This window comes from Sphingobium cloacae (genome assembly GCF_002355855.1).
Lineage (GTDB): Bacteria > Pseudomonadota > Alphaproteobacteria > Sphingomonadales > Sphingomonadaceae > Sphingobium > Sphingobium cloacae.
In genome coordinates this window covers 3,466,283-3,485,834 of record NZ_AP017655.1, presented here as the reverse complement: position 1 = coordinate 3,485,834, position 19,552 = coordinate 3,466,283, and the positions used below count along the sequence as shown (strand labels likewise).

Genomic DNA, 19,552 nt, shown 5'->3' with positions numbered 1-19,552 from the left:
TTCCATCCTGCGTTCCCAGCCCTAAGGTCTCTTCTCTTAACGCCTTCGGTGCATGGGGACAGACACAGGGCTATGCCGCCCGGCCCGTCCTACAAACCGTATTTTGTGCAAGTGCGAAAGGCGGCGCGCAAAGCGTGACGCCGGGGACACGGTTCTTTTCCCGGTCGGCAACCGATGTTTCCATTTCATTGCCAGAGAGATTCACGCCAGACAAAAAAGCCGCCGCGCCAGAGGGGGACTGGCGCGGCGGCGAGGGAGAGATCGGGCGGGGCGATCAGGCGGCGAGCTGGCGCAACCTGCCCGTCGCGCCGGACAGTTCGACAGGCGTCCCCGTCCCCCGCCGGCGGTCGATCCATTCGCGCAGCATTTCCGCGCAGGTATGGTCGATATGGCCCAGCCGCTCGACATTGAGGACGACCAGACCACCGGCGGGCAGCGCCTCCAGCCGGGCGGAGAGACCCGGCAGGCTGAAGAAGCTGGCCGTGCCGCCGAGCGCGACTTCATGGCTGTCTTCCCGGCTCGTCTCGTCGATCCTGAGGCCAAGACGGCGAACATGCGGGATCAGTTCGATCAGCGACAGGCCGATGCCGAGCAGCACGCCCGTCAGCAGATCGGTCGCGACCACCGTCACCAGCGTCACGGCCCAGACCAGCGCCGGCAGCGGACCGTAACGGTGCAGCAGATGCTTCGCATGGTCGAGGCTGACGAGGCGCACGCCCGTCACCACCAATATGCCCGCCAGCGCCGCCATCGGGATTTCCCGCAGCAGCCAGGGCAGCAGCGCGACGAAGCCCAATATCCAGATGCCGTGCAGGATGGTGGACAAGCGGGTCTTGCCGCCCGCCTGCACATTGGCGGAGCTGCGGACGATCACGCCCGTCATCGGCAGTGCCCCGGCAAAGCCGCAGAGCAGGTTGCCCACGCCCTGCGCGCTCAGTTCCTTGTTGTAATTGGTGCGAACCCCGTCATGCATCCGGTCCACCGCCGCCGCCGACAGCAGCGTTTCCGCGCTGGCGATGAAGGCGATGGCGATGGCGGTGGTGATGACGGCGGGCGTCATCATCTGCGCGAGGAGATTGCCCTCCGGCAAGGAGACCGCCGCCATGATCGATTCAGGCACGGCCACGCGGGCCACCGGCAGGCCGAGGAAGAAGGCCACCAGCGTCGCCAGCACCACGCCGACCAGAGCGCCCGGCAACAGCTTGAGCGATGCGGGTCGGATCTTTTCCCAGCCGATCATGCCGCCGATGGTGACGAGACCAACGGCAAAGGCCATCGCGGCGTTCTGATTGGCGAGACCCAGCAACTGGCCCGGCATGGCGATGAGATTGGCGAGGCCGCTCGACAGCGGCTTGTCGTCGAAGAGGACATGGAACTGGCCGACGACGATCAGCACGCCGATGCCCGCCAGCATGCCATGCACGACAGCGGGCGAAATGGCACGAAACCATCCGCCGACCCGCAACAGGCCGGCGACCACCTGGATCGCGCCCGCGAGGATCAGGATCGGGCCGAGCGCCGAAAGACCCTGTTCCCGGACGATTTCGAAGACGATGACGGCCAGGCCCGCCGCCGGGCCGCTCACCTGAAGCGGCGACCCCGCCAGCAGGCCGACGACGATGCCGCCGATGATGCCGGTGATGAGTCCCTTTTCCGGCGGCACGCCGGACGCGATGGCGATCCCCATGCAGAGGGGCATCGCCACCAGGAAGACGACGATGGACGCGGTGAAGTCGCGGCTGAACGTGCCGCCCGAAAAGGCTTTCAGCATGGCTTACTCCGCGGCTTGCGCGTAGAATGGTTCAGCGGCGAGACGGCGCGCATGGGGAAGCGCGACGGGCAGCGGCGACCCTTCGCGCAGCGGCAGGAAACGGCCCGTTTCGCCATCGAGGCCCAGAATCTGCCCCGCATGGATGTCCACGAACCAGCCGTGCAGCGCGATCTCGCCCCGCGCGATGCCCGACGCCACCGAAGGATGGGTCCGCAGATGGGCGAGCTGGACCACGATATTCTCCAGCGTCACCGCGCGAATCTTTTCCCTATCGCTCAGATCGGCGGGATAGCTGTCGCGCGCCACCTTCTGCGCGGCGTGGGAATGGCGCAGCCAGGCCGCGACATTGGGCATGGGCGCCAGCAACTCGTCATGTACCAGCGCCTTCATCGCGCCGCAGTCGCTATGTCCGCACACGATGATGTCGCGCACGCCCAGCGCCATGACCGCGAACTCCACGGTCGAGGATACGCCGCCATTCTGCGTGGCGAAGGGCGGCACGATATTGCCGGCGTTGCGGCACACGAACAGGTCGCCGGGGTCGGCCTGCATGATATGTTCGGGGACGATGCGGGAATCGGCGCAGGAAATCATCAGCGCCTTGGGACTCTGCCCGTCGCTGGCCAGCCGGTTGTAGAGCGCGCTCTGGTTCGGAAAGACATGGCTTTCGAAACTGAAGACTCGACCGATAAGCTCGTTCATGTCGGTTATCCTTCCTGTCTGTGTGCGCCGGTCGGGGAGGACCGGCTTTGACAGGAAGAATAAAGATGCCGTTTTGCTGCGGCGCAGCGCTTCTGTTAAAAACTATGTCTGGATTTCAGTGCCGCTCGACGATCGCGCTGAACATATAGCCGAGGCCGCGCACCGTCACGATCGGCGCGGCGCGGGAGGGATGGTCGAGCTTGCGCCGCAGACGGCTGACCAGCACGTCCACGCTGCGGGGCGATGAAGGATTGCCCTTCCTTCCATTCAGTTTCAGCAAGTTGTCACGAGGGACGATCGAACGGGCATTGTCCAGGAACAGGGAGAGCAAGGCAAATTCGGCCGCCGTCAAATCGACCGGCGCGCCGTCCGGGTCGATCACCTCGCGCCGCGCGAAGTCGACGATCCAGCCGTCGAAACGCGCTTCGTTCCGGCGGCGTTCGCCCGGCATGGAGGCAGTCTTGCTGCGTCGCAATACAGCGCGCAGGCGGGCGGCGACTTCCCGCGTCGAATAGGGCTTGGCGATGAAATCGTCCGCGCCCAGTTCCAGTCCCACGATCCGGTCGACCTCCGTGCTGTCCGCGCCGACCAGGATGATCGGCACGTCGCTGCGCGCCCGCACGCCGCCGCACAGGCCGCTGCCATCGGCGCCGCGCAGCCCCGCGTCCAGCACCAGCGCATCGACCGGCTCCGTGGCGATCGCGTCCCATATGCCGCTTTCGGAGGAAACGGGCAGCGCCCGGAACCCGCTCTGCTCCAGAAAGGCGCGCAGGTCGTGACGCAATTCCCGTTGCTGTTCGGCGACAAGGACCAGCGGATGGCTCATCCCGTCCCCATGGACGCGGGGCAGGAAAGGAGCGAGGCGGCGTCCCGTGCCATGGCGAAAGACATGGAGGCTTCTCCCTACTCGCGGCCGTCACGCCGGATCGCCCACCCTCTAGCCGGACCACATGTCTGCCGGATATGCAGAACGTAACAAAATATTGCCGGAGGCGCGGAACATGTCCTGATGGATACGCCTGACGATCCGGGAAAAAAGCCGGGGTGGGATTCGATTGTCATCCCCCTGCATACTGCTCCATGCGCATCATGCGGCGCTTTGCGAAGCCGCGGCCCGCCGCTAGAGAGACGCGGCAGGATCGACACCGGAGAAGGCATGCCGCGGCTGATATTGTTCAACAAGCCCTATGACGTGCTCTCGCAATTCACGGATCGCGGCGCGGAAACGGCGCGCCCGACCCTATCCGCCTTCATCGACGCGCCCGGCGTCTATCCGGCGGGACGGCTCGACCGCGACAGCGAGGGGTTGCTGCTGCTCACCGATGACGGCCGGTTGCAGGCCCGGATCGCCGATCCCCGTTTCAAGCTGCCGAAAACCTATCTGGTGCAGGTCGAAGGCGCGCCCGACGAGACCGCGCTGGACCGGCTGAGGCAAGGCGTGCGCCTGAAGGACGGCCCGACGCAGCCCGCCATGGCCGAAGCCATCGAGCCGCCCGCCCTCTGGCCGCGCGATCCCCCGGTGCGGTTCCGCAAGAGCGTGCCCGACCATTGGATCAGGCTGACGATCCGGGAGGGCCGCAACCGGCAGGTGCGCCGCATGACCGCCGCGGTCGGCCTGCCCACGCTGCGGCTGGTGCGATGGAGCGTCGGCGGCTGGAGCGTGGAAGGCCTGGCGCCGGGAGAGTGGCGGGAAGCCCCCGTCCCCCGATAGACGGCTGCCTCAATCCTCCTCGTCGAAGGCGATGCTGCCCTGATTGCAGAGCGCGCGGATCGTCGCCAGCGCGTCGTCCGTCAGGTCCGGACCGGCTTCCACGCGATCCGCCGCGCACAGGCTCCGGGCGAAAGCGGCGGCATCCCCGCGGCATTCGAAGCATTGGCCGTCGACGAACAGCGACAGCGCATCGGCCGCATGGGCGACGAAGGAAAAGCGGCTGGCGGGATTGCGCGACAAGGCCGCGCCTTGTTCCAGCCGGGCGCGCAGTTCGGCGATCTCCATGGGTTCGTCGGGCCGCCAGTCGATATCGGGATAGCGCCGGGTGCTGCTATGCCTGCCGAAGGTCCGCGCAAAGGCTTCGCGGTCCATAAGCCGCTCGGCGATCATCGCGTGAAGACGGTCCAGCGCCTGCGCGGAAATCTCTCCAGGATTGTCCTGCAAAGGCAGGCCGGGATCGGCATAGCGGTCGTCTTCGGGAAGATCGGCCAGCGCATCGTCGCACCACGCCGCGATCAGCTCGCTGCGCGAGGGCGCGCGGAAGCCGATCGAATAGGTCATGCAATCGTCGCCCACCGCCACGCCGTCATGCGCGAAACGCGGCGGCAGATAGAGGATGTCGCCCGGCTCCAGCACCCATTCCTCCGTCGCCTCGAAATGGTCGAGCAGGCGCAGATCGTCATGGGGCAGCAGCTGCGTTTCTTCGTCGCAGACCGCGCCCACCCGCCAGCGGCGGCGGCCCAGCCCCTGGATCAGGAACACGTCATATTGATCGAAATGCGGCCCCACGCCGCCGCCGTCGGTCGCGTAGCTCACCATCACATCGTCGATGCGCCAGTTCGGGATGAAGCGGAACGGTTCGATCAGCGCGGTCACGTCGGCGGCATGATGGTCGACGGCCTGCACCAGCAGCGTCCATGGCTCCGCCCCCAGCGTAGCGAAGCGCGCTTCGGGGACAGGGCCATGTTCGAGCGACCAGCCGTCGCCGGCGCGCAGGACGAGGCGCGATTCGACGGCGCTTTCGCAGGCCAGCCCGGCGAGTTCGTCGGGTTCGAGGGGATTGGTCCAGTCCGTCCATGGATTGCGGATCAACAGCGGCTTGCGCTGCCAATGTTCGCGCAGGAAAAGGCCAATGTCGAATTTTGCGAATTGCATAGCCCTGCCGTTCCCGGATGCCGCGGCGGCTATGGCAGCGCGCCGGGGGAATGACAAGGCGCGAACCGGGAAACCGCCGATGCGGCGCAACGCGCATCCGACATGCCCAGGGAGACGGGCGGTCCGCTCCCAAAGGCTCCGGCGGCACGGCCTCCACGGCCTGACGGCCGCATGGCGATTCCGTTAACGCAGCGTCAATGGACCGTGCAACGGTGCGCAACCGTTCGACAAATGATGTCGGGATGCCCGGAAATCCGTCTCCCGCACCGTTCAGAACGGTCCCTTCCGCCGGTGCAGCGCTATCCTCGGCCAAACCGGTCATATAAGCAAAGCTGAACCCAAAAATCAGGCAATCGAGCCTTTTGCTACATGTTTCAGAAACGCATCGGCAGCGCGCCGCCTATGCGCAAAGGGGGGAGGCAGCTGAGCTTTGAAGCTCCATTTTTCCAGATCGCTGGCCTTTGCCCTCGCCTCACCGCGACGGCCGCTCGCCACCCTTTCATGGCATTTGGCGAGTCCAATGAAGTCTGGGGCCAACCCTATGCCACGGCGGGCCGCAGGTGCGCCAGGGCGGGTATGCCAATGGGCAAGCCCGACATGATGGGAACAAACCTGACACGATAAGAACAGGTCAGGGGACGGGGGACGGCCCGGCTCAACCGCCGGGCTCAATAATCAAACAATGAGGGAGAAAAACAATGATGGGGCACATAAGGGAACAGGAATCTTTTCGCAGCCGCCAGCTGGGCACGATTTCGCATCTGGCCATCCTGCTAGCGTTATCGAGTGCCGGGATCGCGCCCGCTTCCGCGCAGGAGACGGCAGACGCCCGGTCCCCGGCGGGGAACAAGGCCAGATCGGAATCCTCGGTGGAAATCATCGTGTCCGCGCGGCGCAGGGACGAATCCCTGACCGAGGTGCCCGCGTCCATCACGGCATATAATTCGGACTTTCTGCAAAAGCAGAACATCCAGAGCTTTACCGATTATGCGACGAAGATTCCGAACCTGACCTTCCAATATGGTCAGGGCACGGATTTCTCTTCGGTCGGCTTCGTGGGAGGCCGTCAAACGACCGTCCGGGGCGTCGCGGGCGCAAACACCACCGCCTATTACATCAACGATACGCCGGTCCCCGCGTCGATCAGCCCCCAAGTGCTCAACCTTGACCGGATCGAGGTGCTGAAAGGCCCCCAGGGCACGCTGTTCGGCGCAAGCTCGATGGGCGGCAACCTCCGCTTCATCACGCGTCAGCCGTCCTTCACGGAAAACAGCTACGCGGTCCAGGTGCAGGGTGGTGGCACAAAGGATGGCGGCTTCGATTTCGACGGTAACGCGCGCGCGGACATCGTTCTGGTGCCGGATCGCGTGTCGCTCAACATTGCGGGGGGCTATTTGCGGGAATCCGGCTTCCTGGTGCGCAGCTTTCCGGCCAATTATCCCGACACCAGCAAACTTCTCCGCAGGGGCGGTCAAGGCCGCAACGACGCCTACTCCGCTTCGGCGACTCTGCGCGTCAAGCTGACCGACAGCCTGGAAGCATCGCTCAGCGGCATCGGCCAGATATCCAATCTGCATGGATTCCCGGCCGCCTATGTGCCCCTGCCCGCCTACAAGCCGGTGTCCTACACGCTGAACCGCGATCGCGATGTCCAGGAATATTCCAAGGACCGCTGGGGCCTCGCCTCGCTGGTGCTGCGCTATTCGGGAGAAGGCTTCTCGATCGTGTCGTCGACCAGCTATTTCGCCCGCCGCACCAGGGAACTGGAAGATGTGACCGAGGGGAACAACGAATATTTCGAGAGCAGCGATAGCGGTATCGGCGATATCGGGCATCCAGCGCTCTGGTCCCTCAACATTTCCAAGGACAAGCGCTTCACCTCGGAAAACCGCCTGTCCTTCGATGAAGGCACGCTCCTGCCGAACCTCTCCGGCATCGTCGGGGTGTTCCACCAGCATCGCGACAACAACTTCATCCAGCCCCCGGTCCTCGTGCCCGAACTGGGCGAGGCGGGCCAAACGCCCTATGTTGCCGATCAGGCCTTCCCCGCGCATGACAACAACACCGCGATCTTCGGCGAACTCTATTATGAGGCGGTTCCCAAGCTGACCCTCACGGTCGGGCTGCGCAAATACTGGATCGGCCAGAAGAACGACGAAACGCTGTCCAAGGGCATCTTCAGTGCGCCGGGCGGCGACTTCACGCCCGCGCGGTCGTCGAAGCAAACCGGGATCGTGCCGAAGTTCGTCCTGTCCTATGCCTTGCCGAACGAGGGCACGGTCTATGTTTCCGCGGCGAAGGGCTTCCGCATCGGCGGATCGCAGGGCAGGCTCCCCGATTTCTGCGAAGGCGCCGTGGAGAGGCTCGGCCTCACCAGGGACGGGATCCAGCAGTTCAAGTCCGACTCCCTGTGGAGCTACGAGGTCGGGGCGAAGGGACAGTTCGCCGACAGGCGGATCAGCGTATCGGCCGCCGCTTTCCAGATCGACTGGTCGGATATCCAGCAGCAGGTCATGACCGATTCGACCTGCACCTTCAGCTTCATCGCCAATGCGGGCAAGGCGCGGATTCGCGGCGGCGAGCTGGAAATCTCGGGTCGCCCGATCGCCGACGTGCCGCTGACGATCCAGCTCGGCCTGGGCTATACGGACGGCGTCCTCAAGGATCCGGGCCTGACCCAGCAGCTGCCCAACACCCGGCTCGCACAGACCCCGAAATGGACCGGGTCGATCTCCGGCAACTATGAAGCTCCGTTGACCGACAGCCTCTCGCTCACCGCCAGCGCCGACTACAGCTATACCGGACCGGTCAAGGTCGCGAACAGCGCCGGCGGCTTCCTGACCCGTCAGCCCTTCAACATGGTCAACGCCACGCTGGGTGTCCGTTTCGGGAATTCGCAGTTGCTCATCTATGGCAAGAACCTGCTCGACAAGCGGCTCAACATGGGTGATCTCTACACCGCCGGCTTCGAGCCTTCGGAGATGCTTCCCGATGGGTCGTCCCAACGCCTGCCGCGTGCCGCGGTGAGCCGTCCACGCCAGATCGGCGTCCAATACAGGGTCAATTTCTGACATGAAAATTGCAAGGGCTGCGGCGACCGTTCTGCGACTGGGCGGTATGATCCTCGTCGCTTCCATAACGGCGCAGGCAGCCCCTGCCCGCGCCGAAACCCCGCCGATGCCGATTGTCACGCCGGTCCCCGACAGCGGGAATATCCCGCTGTCGTCGGCGGCGCGCAAGGGCACGGAATATGTGGACCTGAAAAAGGCGGGTTATGTCGAAGAGGAATATTATCTTTCGGGCATAGCGCCAGCCATTACGGCGAGCGGGCAGACGGTGGCGCAGGCTCCCTATGTGACGCGCATCCTCGTCCGCAAACCGAAGGATGCCGCCCGGTTCAACGGGACGGTGGTAATCGAGCCGTTCACCTGGTTCGGCGAACGGGCGGCGGGCTGGATCCTCACGCGCGAATATCTGCTGCGCAAGGGATATGCGTTCGTCGGCTACACGCTCAACATCAACCAGCCGAAGAACGATCCCAAATTTCCGCCGAGCGACGCCGATCCCGCGTCGCCGGGCGACGGCATCAACCATTATGGCGATATCGTCAATTTCGAGTTCATGCGGGATTTCGACTATGCGCGCTATGCGCCGCTGGGCAGCTATTATGACGAGACGCGATTCCAGCGGGGCGGCGCGCCCGATCCGTTCGTGCCGCAATCCCAGGGAATCGGCGCGCAACTGGCGCTGATGCTGAAGTCCAACCTTCCCTCGGGCCCCATGGCCGGGCTGAAGGTGGAGCGCGTCTATGTGAACAGTTGGGCCGTCACGGCGCAGATATGGTTCGACTATCTCGACCAGGGCCGTCACCAGCAATGGCGCCTGCCCGATGGACGCCCGCTGATCGACGCCTATATGACGGGCAGGTTCGCCTATGGCGAGGTGGCGGGCGACGCCATTCGCATTCCCCGGAAAATGCCCGAAAACGTCCCATTCGTGACGGTATACAGCCAGTCGGAAACCCTGCACGACGTGCTGGAGGGCATCAGGTTGCCGGCGGATACGGACAAGCCCGAGCTGCGCTATTACGAGGTGATGGGCACCCCCCATCTGCGCGAAGCCGACCTCGGCACCAACGAAGTGGAACCCTGGCCGAACGAGCGGGGCAAGCCCAATGACCCGCGCTGCCAGTTCATCTACGACGAACCGGCCGAGCTTCCCTTTTCGGCGCTTCTCGATGCGATGGATCGCTGGGTTCGCAACGGCACTCCCATGCCGATGGCGCCGCGCGTGGTGCGCCGGGGCAAGACGGTCGTGCGCGACGCGAAGACCGGCAACATCGTGGGCGGCGTTCGTCCCCCGTGGATCACGGTGCCGAGCGCGGAATATTGGACCGACTTCGAAACCGGCTGCGGCGTGGTCTATGACAGCAAGCTGCCCTATTCCGCCAGGCGCCTGAAGAAGATGTATGGCAGCTACGCCGATTACGCGCGCCGTTTCGAGGAAGCCAAGCAGCGTTCGGTGAAGGAGGGCTATCTGCTGCCGGAAGACGCCGCAACGCTCAAACCCATCGCCAGTCCCGAGGATTTCGAGCGGGACGTTCCCCTTCCCCGGCGTTGAACGATCCCCCGGTCACGGGAACGAGTTCGCCCGGAGCGTCTATCCTGCGCGCTCCGGGTCGAGGGGCCGAAATTCTCACGGGGACGGCTGGCGGCGCGACTGGGCTTTGGCCGGATCGGCGCCGGGTACGCGTGCGCCAGCAGGGATGGGCCGCACGATGATCGGCCGGCTGGTATAGTTGGACGGCCCATAGGTGCGCACTTCGTAGACTGCCTCGAACGGGCCATTGCCGGCGATCCTGGCAAGCTGATCGAGTTTCGCGCGGCTCGACACGATTTGCGCGGCTTCCTTCAGCGCCGGATCGCGCGTCCCGGAAATCACCAATATCCAGTTGCCGATCGGCCCCGGCCTGCTGGAGATATAGGCATAATCATGGCGAAGCAGCCTGTCCTCCGCCGGGTCGGCCCAATCCGACTCGAAGCGTCGCTTCGTCTCCCGATCGAGGATGCTGTCTCCATCGTCGGAAACCGAGAAACGCGATCCTTCGAACAGGGGAGCGGCCAACAGGCGAAGTCCGCCGAGCAAGCCGACATAGACGATATTGTTGCGGCCCAGCATTTCGGTCGGGAAGCGCGATATGCCGACAACCGCCGGTCTTTCCGGGTCGCCCGTCGCCGCGTGGACGATGGGCGCCACCATGGTCAGCGCCGGTCCCATCGCTTCGGGCAGAGTGTGATAGTCGAGGTCGACAAAACCCTTGCTGGCGCCGCCGACCAGAAGCTTTTCCCGATCCAGATCCTGGCGCGTATTGATGGCGGGATCACGGATCAGCCGCGCGACGGCTCCATGATCGTTGAATTCGCCGAACGTATAGTCGTCACCCATGACCATCAATGTCGGGAAACGGCTGGTCGTCAGCGGCTTCCAGAAGGCGGAAGCCGCCCGGCGATCGGCAGGATGATAGCCCGCATGCGCGATCCAGCCGAGCCAGCCCGCCAGCGCCAGACCGAAAAGGCCCGCGGCAATCCAGAACAGGTGCCTGCCCCGGATGCTGATGGAGGCGGCTGATCGGCCCGGCCGGTCGAACAATATACCCCGGCCGCCATCATGCTCCTGCGGAACCAGCACCAGCCGATATTCGCCGCGCGGAAGGGCAAGATGATCTCCGTCGCTTTCCGCCGCCAGTTCATCCAGCTTCTTGCGCAGCCGATGGACATGCGTGCGCACGGTCGCATCCAGCCCGGCGTTGGAATCCGCCGACCATCCGAAGACTTCCCGCGCCACTTCGATTTCCTTGGTGGCGGTCCCCATGAGAGAGCGCTCGACAAGATAATCGAACAGCCGATTGATCTGCGCCGACTTGCCGAGCCTCTTGCCGAGCCGGATACGTTCCGCCTCTTCCCTGAGCCGAGACTTCCAATCCGCATCTTCCATATGCAGTCCTTCGGGCTAAGATCACCTGGCTCGCCTCCCTCCTGCCCGATGGCGGACATCAGCGGAACCCTCCATGCATACTGGCTTTCCCTACACCGGCCAGAAGTTTACGCAGGACCGGGGCGACATTTGGGACGGGAGCGCGGCCGTCCCTCCACCCGAAACTGACGGAGAGCGGGCGTCTAAGGAGGCCCGCGACTGCCCGAAAGCCTGAAGCAACCGCCGGAATTTCCCCCATTCGACCGGGTATGAGTCCATGAACCGGCCGGGGCTCGCCGTGTCCTGCATTTTATTTCGCATAATATATTGCTACATCATCAAGCTCCAGATATCAACAACCGCCGTGTGAACACCTATCTCCCGATGACCGCCGAGATGCCCCACGCGGGCACGAAGCAGAGCGGGTCGGATGCCCCCGCGGACCGGCGCATCGGGTAGCGAAGGAAAATGCCGATGAACATCGACCGGGCTTCACGGGACGGGTCGCGGGATGTGAACAGGCCGATCATATTGCTGGCGATCCTGTATATCAGCGTCATCGGGCCAGCGGTTTTCATCGTGCAGCCCGGTTTTGTCCATGGCCTCGTCGCCGGCTATGGTTTCAACGATCAGCAAGCCGGATATATCGCGTCGGCGGAAATGTGGGGCATCGCCGTCACGACGCTGGTGATGGGTTTCGTCCTGCATCGCTTCAACTGGCGCGCGATGATGGCGCTGGCCGCGCTCGTCATCGCCGCCGCGAATTTCCTTCACGGCACCATCGCGCCTCTTCAGCAATCCCTTCCCCTGTCCCTGATCGTTCGGGGGCTGGCCGGGCTTGGGTCCGGCGTTTTCGTGTCGCTCAGCTTCACGTTGATCGGCCTGAAATTCGGCAGGATCATTCCAACCGCCGGGGCCGTGGCGGGCAGTATTGTGTCGCTCGTCTTCCTTCTGGGTCCGTTTTCGTCGCTGGCCTTTGCGGTGGCCGCGGGTGCCTATTGCTTCTTCTGGAACTTCATGCATCCGCTGCTGCTGTCCTTCCTGTCCAAGATCGACAAGACCGGCGGCATCCTCGCACATGGCATAGCCGCCCAGATGCTGGGCACCGCGGCAGGGCCGGCCCTGGCGGCGCTGATCGTCGCGCAGAATGATTATTCGCACGTCCTGTGGCTCGGCATCGGCCTGTATGCGCTGACGCTTGTCATGGTGCTTCCGCTTCTGGTCCGCCTGCACCGCCATGGCCGCAAGCAGGGCCTATGAGGCGGGATTGACGCTTGACATCCCATGAAAATTTTCCAAGTCCCACAGAGAGAAAATAACGGAAACGAGAAGCTTCTACCGGTGGCTGCCTTCCGGATCTGAGGATTGACATGAAGACCACTGCAAAGTCGCCCGCCAGGAAAAAGAAGGTCGCGGAGGAGGACGCCGCGAAACATCTCGAAATACAATTGCGCGAAGGCATCCATAACGGCAAATATGTGCCGGGGCAGCGGCTCGTAGAGATCGACCTCATCACCGAATTCGGCGCATCCCAGCGTCAGGTTCGATCGGCATTGCAGCGGCTGGAAGTCGAAGGCCTCGTCACGATCGAGAAAAACCGCGGCGCGGCCGTGCGCAAGCTGACGCCGCAGGATATATCCTGCATTTTCGATGTGCTCGACACCCTGACCTCGCTCGCCATCCGGCGCGCGACCGAGAGCGCGAAGGAGCCGAAGGTCAAATCGATCCTCGAAAAGAATCTGAAAGAAGCGAAGGCTTTTGCGAAAGCGGCCGGCAATGAACGGCGGGTGATCAAGTATAGCGAGGAAAATATACGCTTCTGGGATTCGATCGCGTCCGTGGTCGACAACCCGTTTCTGTGGGAAACGCGCGGCAGGCTGCAATCCCTGATCTTCTGCTACCCCGCGCAGATCATGACCCTCAATTCCGATCCCTATAAATGGATCGCCTATCATGAAGAAATTCTGGTGGCGATACTGAACCAGAATGTGGATGAAGCGCTGCGGCTGATGACCGCTTCTTCGGCGGAAATCAGGATTGCCTATAATCTTTGATGCTTTCCCGCCGGACGGCTGACTGCGGCCACGCCCCCCCCGATGTGCGGGGAGGGCCACAGCCATTCCCCTACCCCCTAGTTGTTTGATCCCACGGTTTGATGGTGCGATCCTTTCGTTGGAATGGAAGGAAGCCTTATGGGACAGGTACGTCACGGGAGCGCCACGACCACGCACGCCGTCCGAGCAGCAATACAGCGATCGCAAGCTTCGCTCGCGACGCTGAGCCGGGATTTGGGGATCAACCCGAAGACGGTGGCGAAGTGGCGCAAGCGGGCGACGGTCGAGGATTTGAAGACCGGGCCGAAGGCCCCTCATTCCACCACCCTGTCCGAGGCCGAGGAGGCAATGGTTGTGGCGTTCCGTCGACACACGTTGCTGCCGCTCGATGACTGTCTTTATGCCCTGCAACCATCGATCCCGCACCTGACACGATCGGCGCTGCATCGGTGCCTGCAGCGACACGGCATCTCTCGCCTGCCCGACATCGAAGGTGACAAGCCAAAGCGACAACGCTTCAAACGCTATCCGATCGGCTTCTTCCACATCGATATTGCCGAAGTGCAAACTGCAGAAGGCAAGCTGTACCTGTTCGTCGGCATCGACCGCACCAGCAAGTTCGCCGTCACGCAACTCGTCGACAAGGCGGATCGCCGAACGGCGTGGGAGTTCCTCGAACACCTGCTGAAAGCGGTGCCCTACCGCATCCACACGATCCTGACGGACAATGGCATCCAGTTCGCCGAGCAGCCGCGCAACCGTAACACCGCATGGTCACGCCAGATGCGCTTCGACATGATCTGCGAGGCAAACGACATCGAGCATCGTCTCACCAAACCGAACCACCCGTGGACCAACGGCCAGGTCGAGCGGATGAACCGGACCATCAAGGAGGCGACCGTCAAACGCTTCCACTACGACAGCCATCAGCAACTCCGGACGCACCTCGCTGACTTCATGGCCGCCTACAACTTCGCCCGAAGGCTCAAAACGCTCAGCGGGCTCACACCCTACGAATACATCGCCAAGATCTGGACGTCAGAGCCAGAACGGTTCATCGTCAACCCAATCCACCAGATGCCGGGACTGAACAACTAGGCACATATGGCGCCGGGGCCGACGGGCGCCGCCACGAGGACCGGCCAGCGCTTCCCTCGAGAGGCGCCCTTTCGGTGTAATATTTCAAAATCAAGAAACATTGTTTCTCATTCCTGCTTGAGCCACACGGCTCTCCGGCGCATAGTGGGTTGCGAGCCGGGGAGTCGTCGGATCGCGATCCAACGCCTCCTCCATTCTGGGAAATAAGCGGGCAATCCCGCGAGGATGAGGTGTACGCATGACGGCCGCGGCTGAGCCAAAGATCAAGGAAGTCGACCTTTCCATCCGCCAGGCGCTGGAAGACGCGCTGGCCCGCGGCGCGCTGCCCGGCGAGAGCGAAGGGTTCGATGAAGCCGCCCTGGCCGACGCCGCCGCCTTCCTCGCCGGCACCGCCGGCAGCCGCGCGCCCGGTCAGCCCGCCATCGCCATCGAAACGCTGGGCGAAAGCGTGTCGGCCCGCTTCATGCGGATCGCCCTCGTCAACGACGACATGCCTTTCCTGGTCGATTCCATCGCGCACACGCTGGCGGCGGAGGACATCACCATCCACCGCCTGCTCCATCCCGTCCTGTCGGTCAGCCGCGACGCCAAGGGGGCGCTGAAGGCGATCCTTGACGATGAAACATCGGGCGCCCGCCGCGAATCGATGATCTATATCGAGGCCGACCGCGCCGACGCGAAGGTCCGCCGCGCGCTGGAGAAGGACCTGCGCGACACGCTGGCCGACGTGCGCGCCGCCGTCGCCGACTGGCCACGGATGCAGGAAGCGATGGCCGCCGATGCCGACGCCATCCCCGACGAGGAAGGCGCGGCGCTGCTCCGCTGGTTCCTCTCGCGCCATTTCACGCAGACCGGGCATGAAATCTGCGGCCGCGACGGCAAGGCGCGGGACGGCATCGGCATCTGCGCCCTGCGCGACAAGCCGTTGATCGCCCCCGCCTCCCGCAAAGCCGCCTTCGCCTGGTTCGAGGAGGGCAAGCGCGTCCCCCTCATCATCAAATCCAACATCACCTCGCGCGTGCATCGCCATGTGCTGCTCGACCTCATCATCGTGCCGGTGCGGCAGGGCAAGGAGGTGGTCGCCCTCTCCATCCACGCGGGCATGTGGACCAGCTCCGCCCTCGCCGCGCCGCCGGACAAGGTGCCCCTGCTGCGTTCCGCCCTGTCGCTGCTGATGGAGAAATTCGGCTTCGATCCGGTTGGCCATGCGGGCAAGACGCTGGTTCATGCGCTGACCGCCTTGCCGCACGACATATTGATCGGCTTCGACCGCGAGACGCTGGAGCGGCTGGCGCTCACCTTCATGTCGCTGGCCGACCGCCCGCGCCCGAAGCTGGCGCTTGCCACCAGCGCGCTCGCCCGCCATCTCTACGCCTTCGTCTGGCTCCCCCGCGAAGAGCTTTCGACCGCCCGCCGCGTCTCCATTCAGGATATGCTGTCGCAGGCCGCCAATGGTGCCGCGGTGCTCAGCTGGTCGATCGCGCTGGAGGAAGGGGGCCTCGCCCTGCTGCGCATCACGCTCGACCTGCGCGACGGCGGCGTGGTGCCCGACGACGCGGAACTGGACGAACGCCTGCGCAAGATGGTGCGCGGCTGGCTTCCCGCCGTCGAGGAATCGCTCGCCGAAACCGAGGAGCCGGGCCGCGCCGCCGCACTCGCCCAGCGTTTCGCCAACGGTTTCCCGATGGCCTATCGCAACGGCGCGGGCCCGGCGGAAGCGGCCATCGACATCCGCCTGATCCATGGCCTGTCCGGCCCCGGCGACAAGTCGATCCGCATCTACCGCAATGCGGAGGACAGCGCGGAACGCCTGCGCCTCAAGCTCTACAGCCATGACGCCATCGCCCTGTCCGAAGTCGTCCCCGCCTTCGAGAATTTCGGGTTCCGCGTGATCGACGAGATGACGACCGCCATCGACGGCGGCGCGCTCGGCCATGTGCAGCGCTTCGTGCTGGAACTGCCCGCAGGCGGCGATGCCGAAGCCGTGGTTGCCCGCGCCGATGTCGTCACCGAAGCCATAGCGCAGGTGATCGAGGGCGTGGCGGAGGATGACAGCCTCAACGAACTGATCGTGACGGCGGGCCTTTCGCCGCGCGCGGTCGTGCTGTTCCGCGCCCTGTTCAGCTATCTGCGCCAGACCGGCATGGCCTATAGCCGGGCCACCGTCGCCAATACGCTGCGTCGGGAAAAGGATGTGGCGCATCAGTTGGTCGAACTGTTCATCGCGCTCCACGATCCCGCCGCGAAAGAGGGCGAAGCCCGCGCCGCCGCCGCGCAGGCCGCCATCGAAACCGGCCTCGAAAAAGTCACGGCCATCGACGAGGACCGCGTGCTGCGCCTGCTGCGCGCCGTCATCGCCGCAACGCTGCGCACCAATTTCTTCGCTCCCGCCTCGACCGAAGCGCTCGCGTTCAAACTGGACAGCGCGCAGGTGCCGGGCCTTCCCGCCCCGCTGCCCTGGCGCGAGATCTGGGTCTATTCCCCTCGCGTGGAGGGCATTCACCTGCGCGCCGGTCCGGTGGCGCGCGGAGGGCTGCGCTGGTCCGACCGCCGCGACGATTTCCGCACCGAAATCCTCGGCCTCATGAAAGCGCAGCGCGTGAAGAACGCCGTCATCGTCCCCACCGGCGCGAAAGGCGGCTTCTACCCGAAACAGCTTCCCAACCCGCAGGTCGACCGCGACGCATGGATGGCGGAGGGCACGGAAAGCTACCGCATCTTCATCCGCGCCTTGCTTTCCGTCACCGACAATATCGTCAAGGGCAAGGTCAAGCACCCCGCGCAGGTCGTCATCCATGACGGCAACGACCCCTATTTCGTCGTCGCGGCGGACAAGGGCACGGCGACCTTCTCCGATGTTGCCAACGCCATCGCGCTGGATCGCGACTTCTGGCTGGGCGACGCCTTCGCCAGCGGCGGCAGCCATGGCTACGACCACAAGGCGATGGGCATCACCGCGCGCGGCGCATGGATCAGCGTGCGCCGCCACTTCGCCGAAATGGGTGTGGACGTGCAAAGCGAGCCGGTCACGGTCGTCGGCTGCGGCGACATGTCGGGCGACGTGTTCGGCAACGGCATGCTGCTCTCGCAGGCGATCAAGCTGGTCGCCGCCTTCGACCACCGTCACATCTTCATCGACCCCGATCCCGACCCGGCGGCAAGCTGGGCGGAACGGCAGCGCCTCTTCAACCTCCCCCGCTCAAGCTGGGAGGATTATGACAAGGCGCTCATCTCCAGGGGCGGCGGCATATTCCCCCGTTCGCTCAAGAGCATCCCCCTCACCCCGGAAATGCAGGCGGTCCTCGGCGTCGACGCCACGGAAATGGAGCCGACCGCCCTCATCTCCGCCATCCTCAAAAGCCCCAACGACCTGCTCTGGTTCGGCGGCATCGGCACCTATGTGAAGGCCGCCGCGCAAAGCCAGACCGATGTCGGCGACCCCGCCAACGACCGCCTCCGCGTCAATGCGGAGGACTTGCGCGTCAAGGTCGTGGGCGAAGGCGCGAACCTGGGAGTCACCCAGGCCGCGCGCATCGCCTTCTCGCTACGCGGCGGGCGCATCAACACCGACTTCATCGACAATAGCGCGGGCGTCGATTGCTCCGACAATGAAGTCAACATCAAGATCGCGCTCAACAAGGAAATGGCCGAAGGCCGCCTCGCCTTCGACGCGCGCAACGCGCTGCTCGAAAGCATGACCGATGCGGTCGCGGACCTCGTGCTGGAGGACAACCGCTTGCAGGCGCTCGGCCTCTCCATCGCGGAAAGCGGCGGCGCGGCGGACCTTGCCAGCTATGTCCGCCTCATCGAAACCTTCGAGGAAGCGGGCAGGCTCGACCGGCAGGTGGAGGGGCTCGCCGCGAACGACCAGCTCCTGCGCCGGGGACAGGACGGCATGGGCCTCACCCGTCCCGAACTCGCCGTGCTGCTTTCCACCGCGAAGCTGGCCTTGCAGGACGCGATCGAGCAAAGCGCCCTCGCCACCGATCCTTCCATGACCGGCGAACTCATGGCCGCCTTCCCGCCGCAGATGCAGAAGAAGGAAGCGGACGCCATCGCCGTCCACGCCCTTCGGAAAGAGATCATCGCCACCAAGGTCGCGAACCGCATCGTCAACCGCCTTGGCCTCATCCACCCGCTCGAACTGGCGGAGGAGGAAGGCTGCTCGACGGGCGACCTCGCCAGCGCCTTCCTGATCGCCGAACGGCTCTACGACATCCACAAGCTGTGGGACGACATCGACGCGGCGGACATGTCCGAAGCGGCCCGTCTCGCCCTGTTCGGCCATATCGCCGGCGGCATGCGCGCCCAGATCGCGGACATCCTGCGCTCCGTCCCCACCGGCACCCTGCCGGAAGCGGGCCACGCCCTGCTCGCCAAGGGCGTCGGCAAGCTCGCAAGCAAGGTCGACGACCTCCTCACCAGCGAAGCGCTTCGCCGCACCGCCGCCGTCACCGATCACCTCCTCTCCTTGGGCGCGCCGGAAAAACTGGTCCATCGCACCGCGGGCCTGTTCAAGCTGGACGGTGCGGTCGGCATCGCCATGCTGGCCGAAAAGCTGGGCGTGGAAGAAGTCGCCCTCACCCGCGCCTTCACCCATCTGGGCGAAGCGGTCGGCATCGACTGGGTCCAGTCCGCCGCCGCCCGCATGGAGCCGACCGATCCATGGGAACGGCTGCTCATTTCCGGCATCGCCCGCGACATGCAGCAGGTGCGGCTCGACCTCCTCGCCCAGGCGAAGAGCAAGGACATCGCCGCCCATGTCGAAAACTGGCTGAAGGAAAAAGACCCCCGCATCCGCCAGTTCCGCACCCTCGTCCAGCGCGCCCGCGCGGCGGCCGCGCCCAATGTCGCCATGCTCGCGGAAATCGCGGGACAGGCACGCGGGTTGCTGGGCCGCTAAAAATCCTCCCCTGCAAGGGGACGGGGCAGGCCGAAGGCCTGACGGAGGGGTATCGTCCTATGGAAAGGATGCTACCCCTCCCCACCGGGAAGGGATGATCCCGCTTACATTTTGATACAATTTCCCTCCCTCGCAGGTTTGCAATTGCGAGTCGTTCGCGTTATTCGGTCCGCCTTGCTATTCTC

Annotated in this window: 12 protein-coding genes; 7 read left to right on the top strand and 5 right to left on the bottom strand. The window is 64.5% G+C overall.

The annotated features are described in order from the left end of the window. Positions 1-274: 274 nt before the first annotated feature. The 3 genes from SCLO_RS17090 to SCLO_RS17080 all read right to left on the bottom strand — a co-directional run bounded on the left by SCLO_RS17090 (position 275) and on the right by SCLO_RS17080 (position 3,299). Positions 275-1,771: a SulP family inorganic anion transporter gene (locus SCLO_RS17090; RefSeq protein ID WP_066514353.1), complete on the bottom strand. Its 1,497-nt coding sequence runs from the start codon at positions 1,769-1,771 to the stop codon at positions 275-277. Positions 1,772-1,774: 3 nt separating this feature from the next. Then, positions 1,775-2,473 (bottom strand): carbonic anhydrase, encoded by a 699-nt coding sequence (locus SCLO_RS17085; RefSeq protein ID WP_066514352.1) that lies wholly within the window; start codon positions 2,471-2,473, stop codon positions 1,775-1,777. Positions 2,474-2,588: 115 nt separating this feature from the next. Next, positions 2,589-3,299: a response regulator transcription factor gene (locus SCLO_RS17080; RefSeq protein WP_066514351.1), complete on the bottom strand. Its 711-nt coding sequence runs from the start codon at positions 3,297-3,299 to the stop codon at positions 2,589-2,591. A 330-nt stretch (positions 3,300-3,629) separates the two neighbouring features. Between SCLO_RS17080 and SCLO_RS17075 the strand changes: the two genes are divergently transcribed. Continuing rightward, the gene (locus tag SCLO_RS17075) at positions 3,630-4,184 is read left to right on the top strand and encodes a pseudouridine synthase (RefSeq protein ID WP_066514344.1); all 555 of its coding nucleotides are present in this window, start codon (positions 3,630-3,632) and stop codon (positions 4,182-4,184) included. A 9-nt stretch (positions 4,185-4,193) separates the two neighbouring features. On the opposite strand, the gene SCLO_RS17070 is transcribed toward SCLO_RS17075, so the two are convergent. Then, entirely contained in the window at positions 4,194-5,339 is a 1,146-nt protein-coding gene (locus tag SCLO_RS17070; protein ID WP_066514341.1) for a cupin domain-containing protein, read from the bottom strand. 698 nt (positions 5,340-6,037) lie between these two features. Between SCLO_RS17070 and SCLO_RS17060 the strand changes: the two genes are divergently transcribed. Both SCLO_RS17060 and SCLO_RS17055 read left to right on the top strand, forming a co-directional pair. Further along, positions 6,038-8,410 carry a TonB-dependent receptor gene (locus tag SCLO_RS17060; protein ID WP_231923269.1) on the top strand — a complete coding sequence of 791 codons (2,373 nt, stop codon included), beginning with the start codon at positions 6,038-6,040 and terminating at the stop codon, positions 8,408-8,410. A 1-nt stretch (position 8,411) separates the two neighbouring features. Then, a complete protein-coding gene (locus tag SCLO_RS17055; protein WP_231923268.1) occupies positions 8,412-9,959 on the top strand; it encodes an alpha/beta hydrolase domain-containing protein in 1,548 nt (515 codons plus the stop codon). 75 nt (positions 9,960-10,034) lie between these two features. Here SCLO_RS17055 and SCLO_RS17050 read toward each other — a convergent pair whose 3' ends face one another. Further along, complete coding sequence (locus SCLO_RS17050; protein WP_066514333.1) at positions 10,035-11,333, bottom strand: helix-turn-helix domain-containing protein; 1,299 nt, start codon at positions 11,331-11,333, stop codon at positions 10,035-10,037. A gap of 453 nt (positions 11,334-11,786) precedes the next feature. Here SCLO_RS17050 and SCLO_RS17045 point away from each other — a divergent pair, with 453 nt between their 5' ends. From SCLO_RS17045 to SCLO_RS17030, 4 genes are all read left to right on the top strand, one after another. Beyond that, a complete protein-coding gene (locus SCLO_RS17045; protein ID WP_066514331.1) occupies positions 11,787-12,572 on the top strand; it encodes a hypothetical protein in 786 nt (261 codons plus the stop codon). Between the two features lie 110 nt (positions 12,573-12,682). After that, on the top strand, positions 12,683-13,366 hold the full coding sequence (locus tag SCLO_RS17040; protein ID WP_066514329.1) for a GntR family transcriptional regulator: 684 nt from the start codon (positions 12,683-12,685) through the stop codon (positions 13,364-13,366). Between the two features lie 138 nt (positions 13,367-13,504). Then, the gene (locus SCLO_RS17035) at positions 13,505-14,464 is read left to right on the top strand and encodes an IS481 family transposase (protein WP_096362068.1); all 960 of its coding nucleotides are present in this window, start codon (positions 13,505-13,507) and stop codon (positions 14,462-14,464) included. 238 nt (positions 14,465-14,702) lie between these two features. Then, positions 14,703-19,367, top strand: a complete 4,665-nt coding sequence (locus tag SCLO_RS17030; RefSeq protein WP_066522122.1) for an NAD-glutamate dehydrogenase — start codon at positions 14,703-14,705, stop codon at positions 19,365-19,367. The last annotated feature ends 185 nt before the right edge of the window (positions 19,368-19,552 follow it).

Coding starts and splice junctions, on each gene's coding strand:
- SCLO_RS17090 (WP_066514353.1), bottom strand. CDS start 1,771: ATGCTGAAAGCCTTTTCGGGCGGCACGTTCAGCCGCGACTTCACCGCG.
- SCLO_RS17085 (WP_066514352.1), bottom strand. CDS start 2,473: ATGAACGAGCTTATCGGTCGAGTCTTCAGTTTCGAAAGCCATGTCTTT.
- SCLO_RS17080 (WP_066514351.1), bottom strand. CDS start 3,299: ATGAGCCATCCGCTGGTCCTTGTCGCCGAACAGCAACGGGAATTGCGT.
- SCLO_RS17075 (WP_066514344.1), top strand. CDS start 3,630: ATGCCGCGGCTGATATTGTTCAACAAGCCCTATGACGTGCTCTCGCAA.
- SCLO_RS17070 (WP_066514341.1), bottom strand. CDS start 5,339: ATGCAATTCGCAAAATTCGACATTGGCCTTTTCCTGCGCGAACATTGG.
- SCLO_RS17060 (WP_231923269.1), top strand. CDS start 6,038: ATGATGGGGCACATAAGGGAACAGGAATCTTTTCGCAGCCGCCAGCTG.
- SCLO_RS17055 (WP_231923268.1), top strand. CDS start 8,412: ATGAAAATTGCAAGGGCTGCGGCGACCGTTCTGCGACTGGGCGGTATG.
- SCLO_RS17050 (WP_066514333.1), bottom strand. CDS start 11,333: ATGGAAGATGCGGATTGGAAGTCTCGGCTCAGGGAAGAGGCGGAACGT.
- SCLO_RS17045 (WP_066514331.1), top strand. CDS start 11,787: ATGAACATCGACCGGGCTTCACGGGACGGGTCGCGGGATGTGAACAGG.
- SCLO_RS17040 (WP_066514329.1), top strand. CDS start 12,683: ATGAAGACCACTGCAAAGTCGCCCGCCAGGAAAAAGAAGGTCGCGGAG.
- SCLO_RS17035 (WP_096362068.1), top strand. CDS start 13,505: ATGGGACAGGTACGTCACGGGAGCGCCACGACCACGCACGCCGTCCGA.
- SCLO_RS17030 (WP_066522122.1), top strand. CDS start 14,703: ATGACGGCCGCGGCTGAGCCAAAGATCAAGGAAGTCGACCTTTCCATC.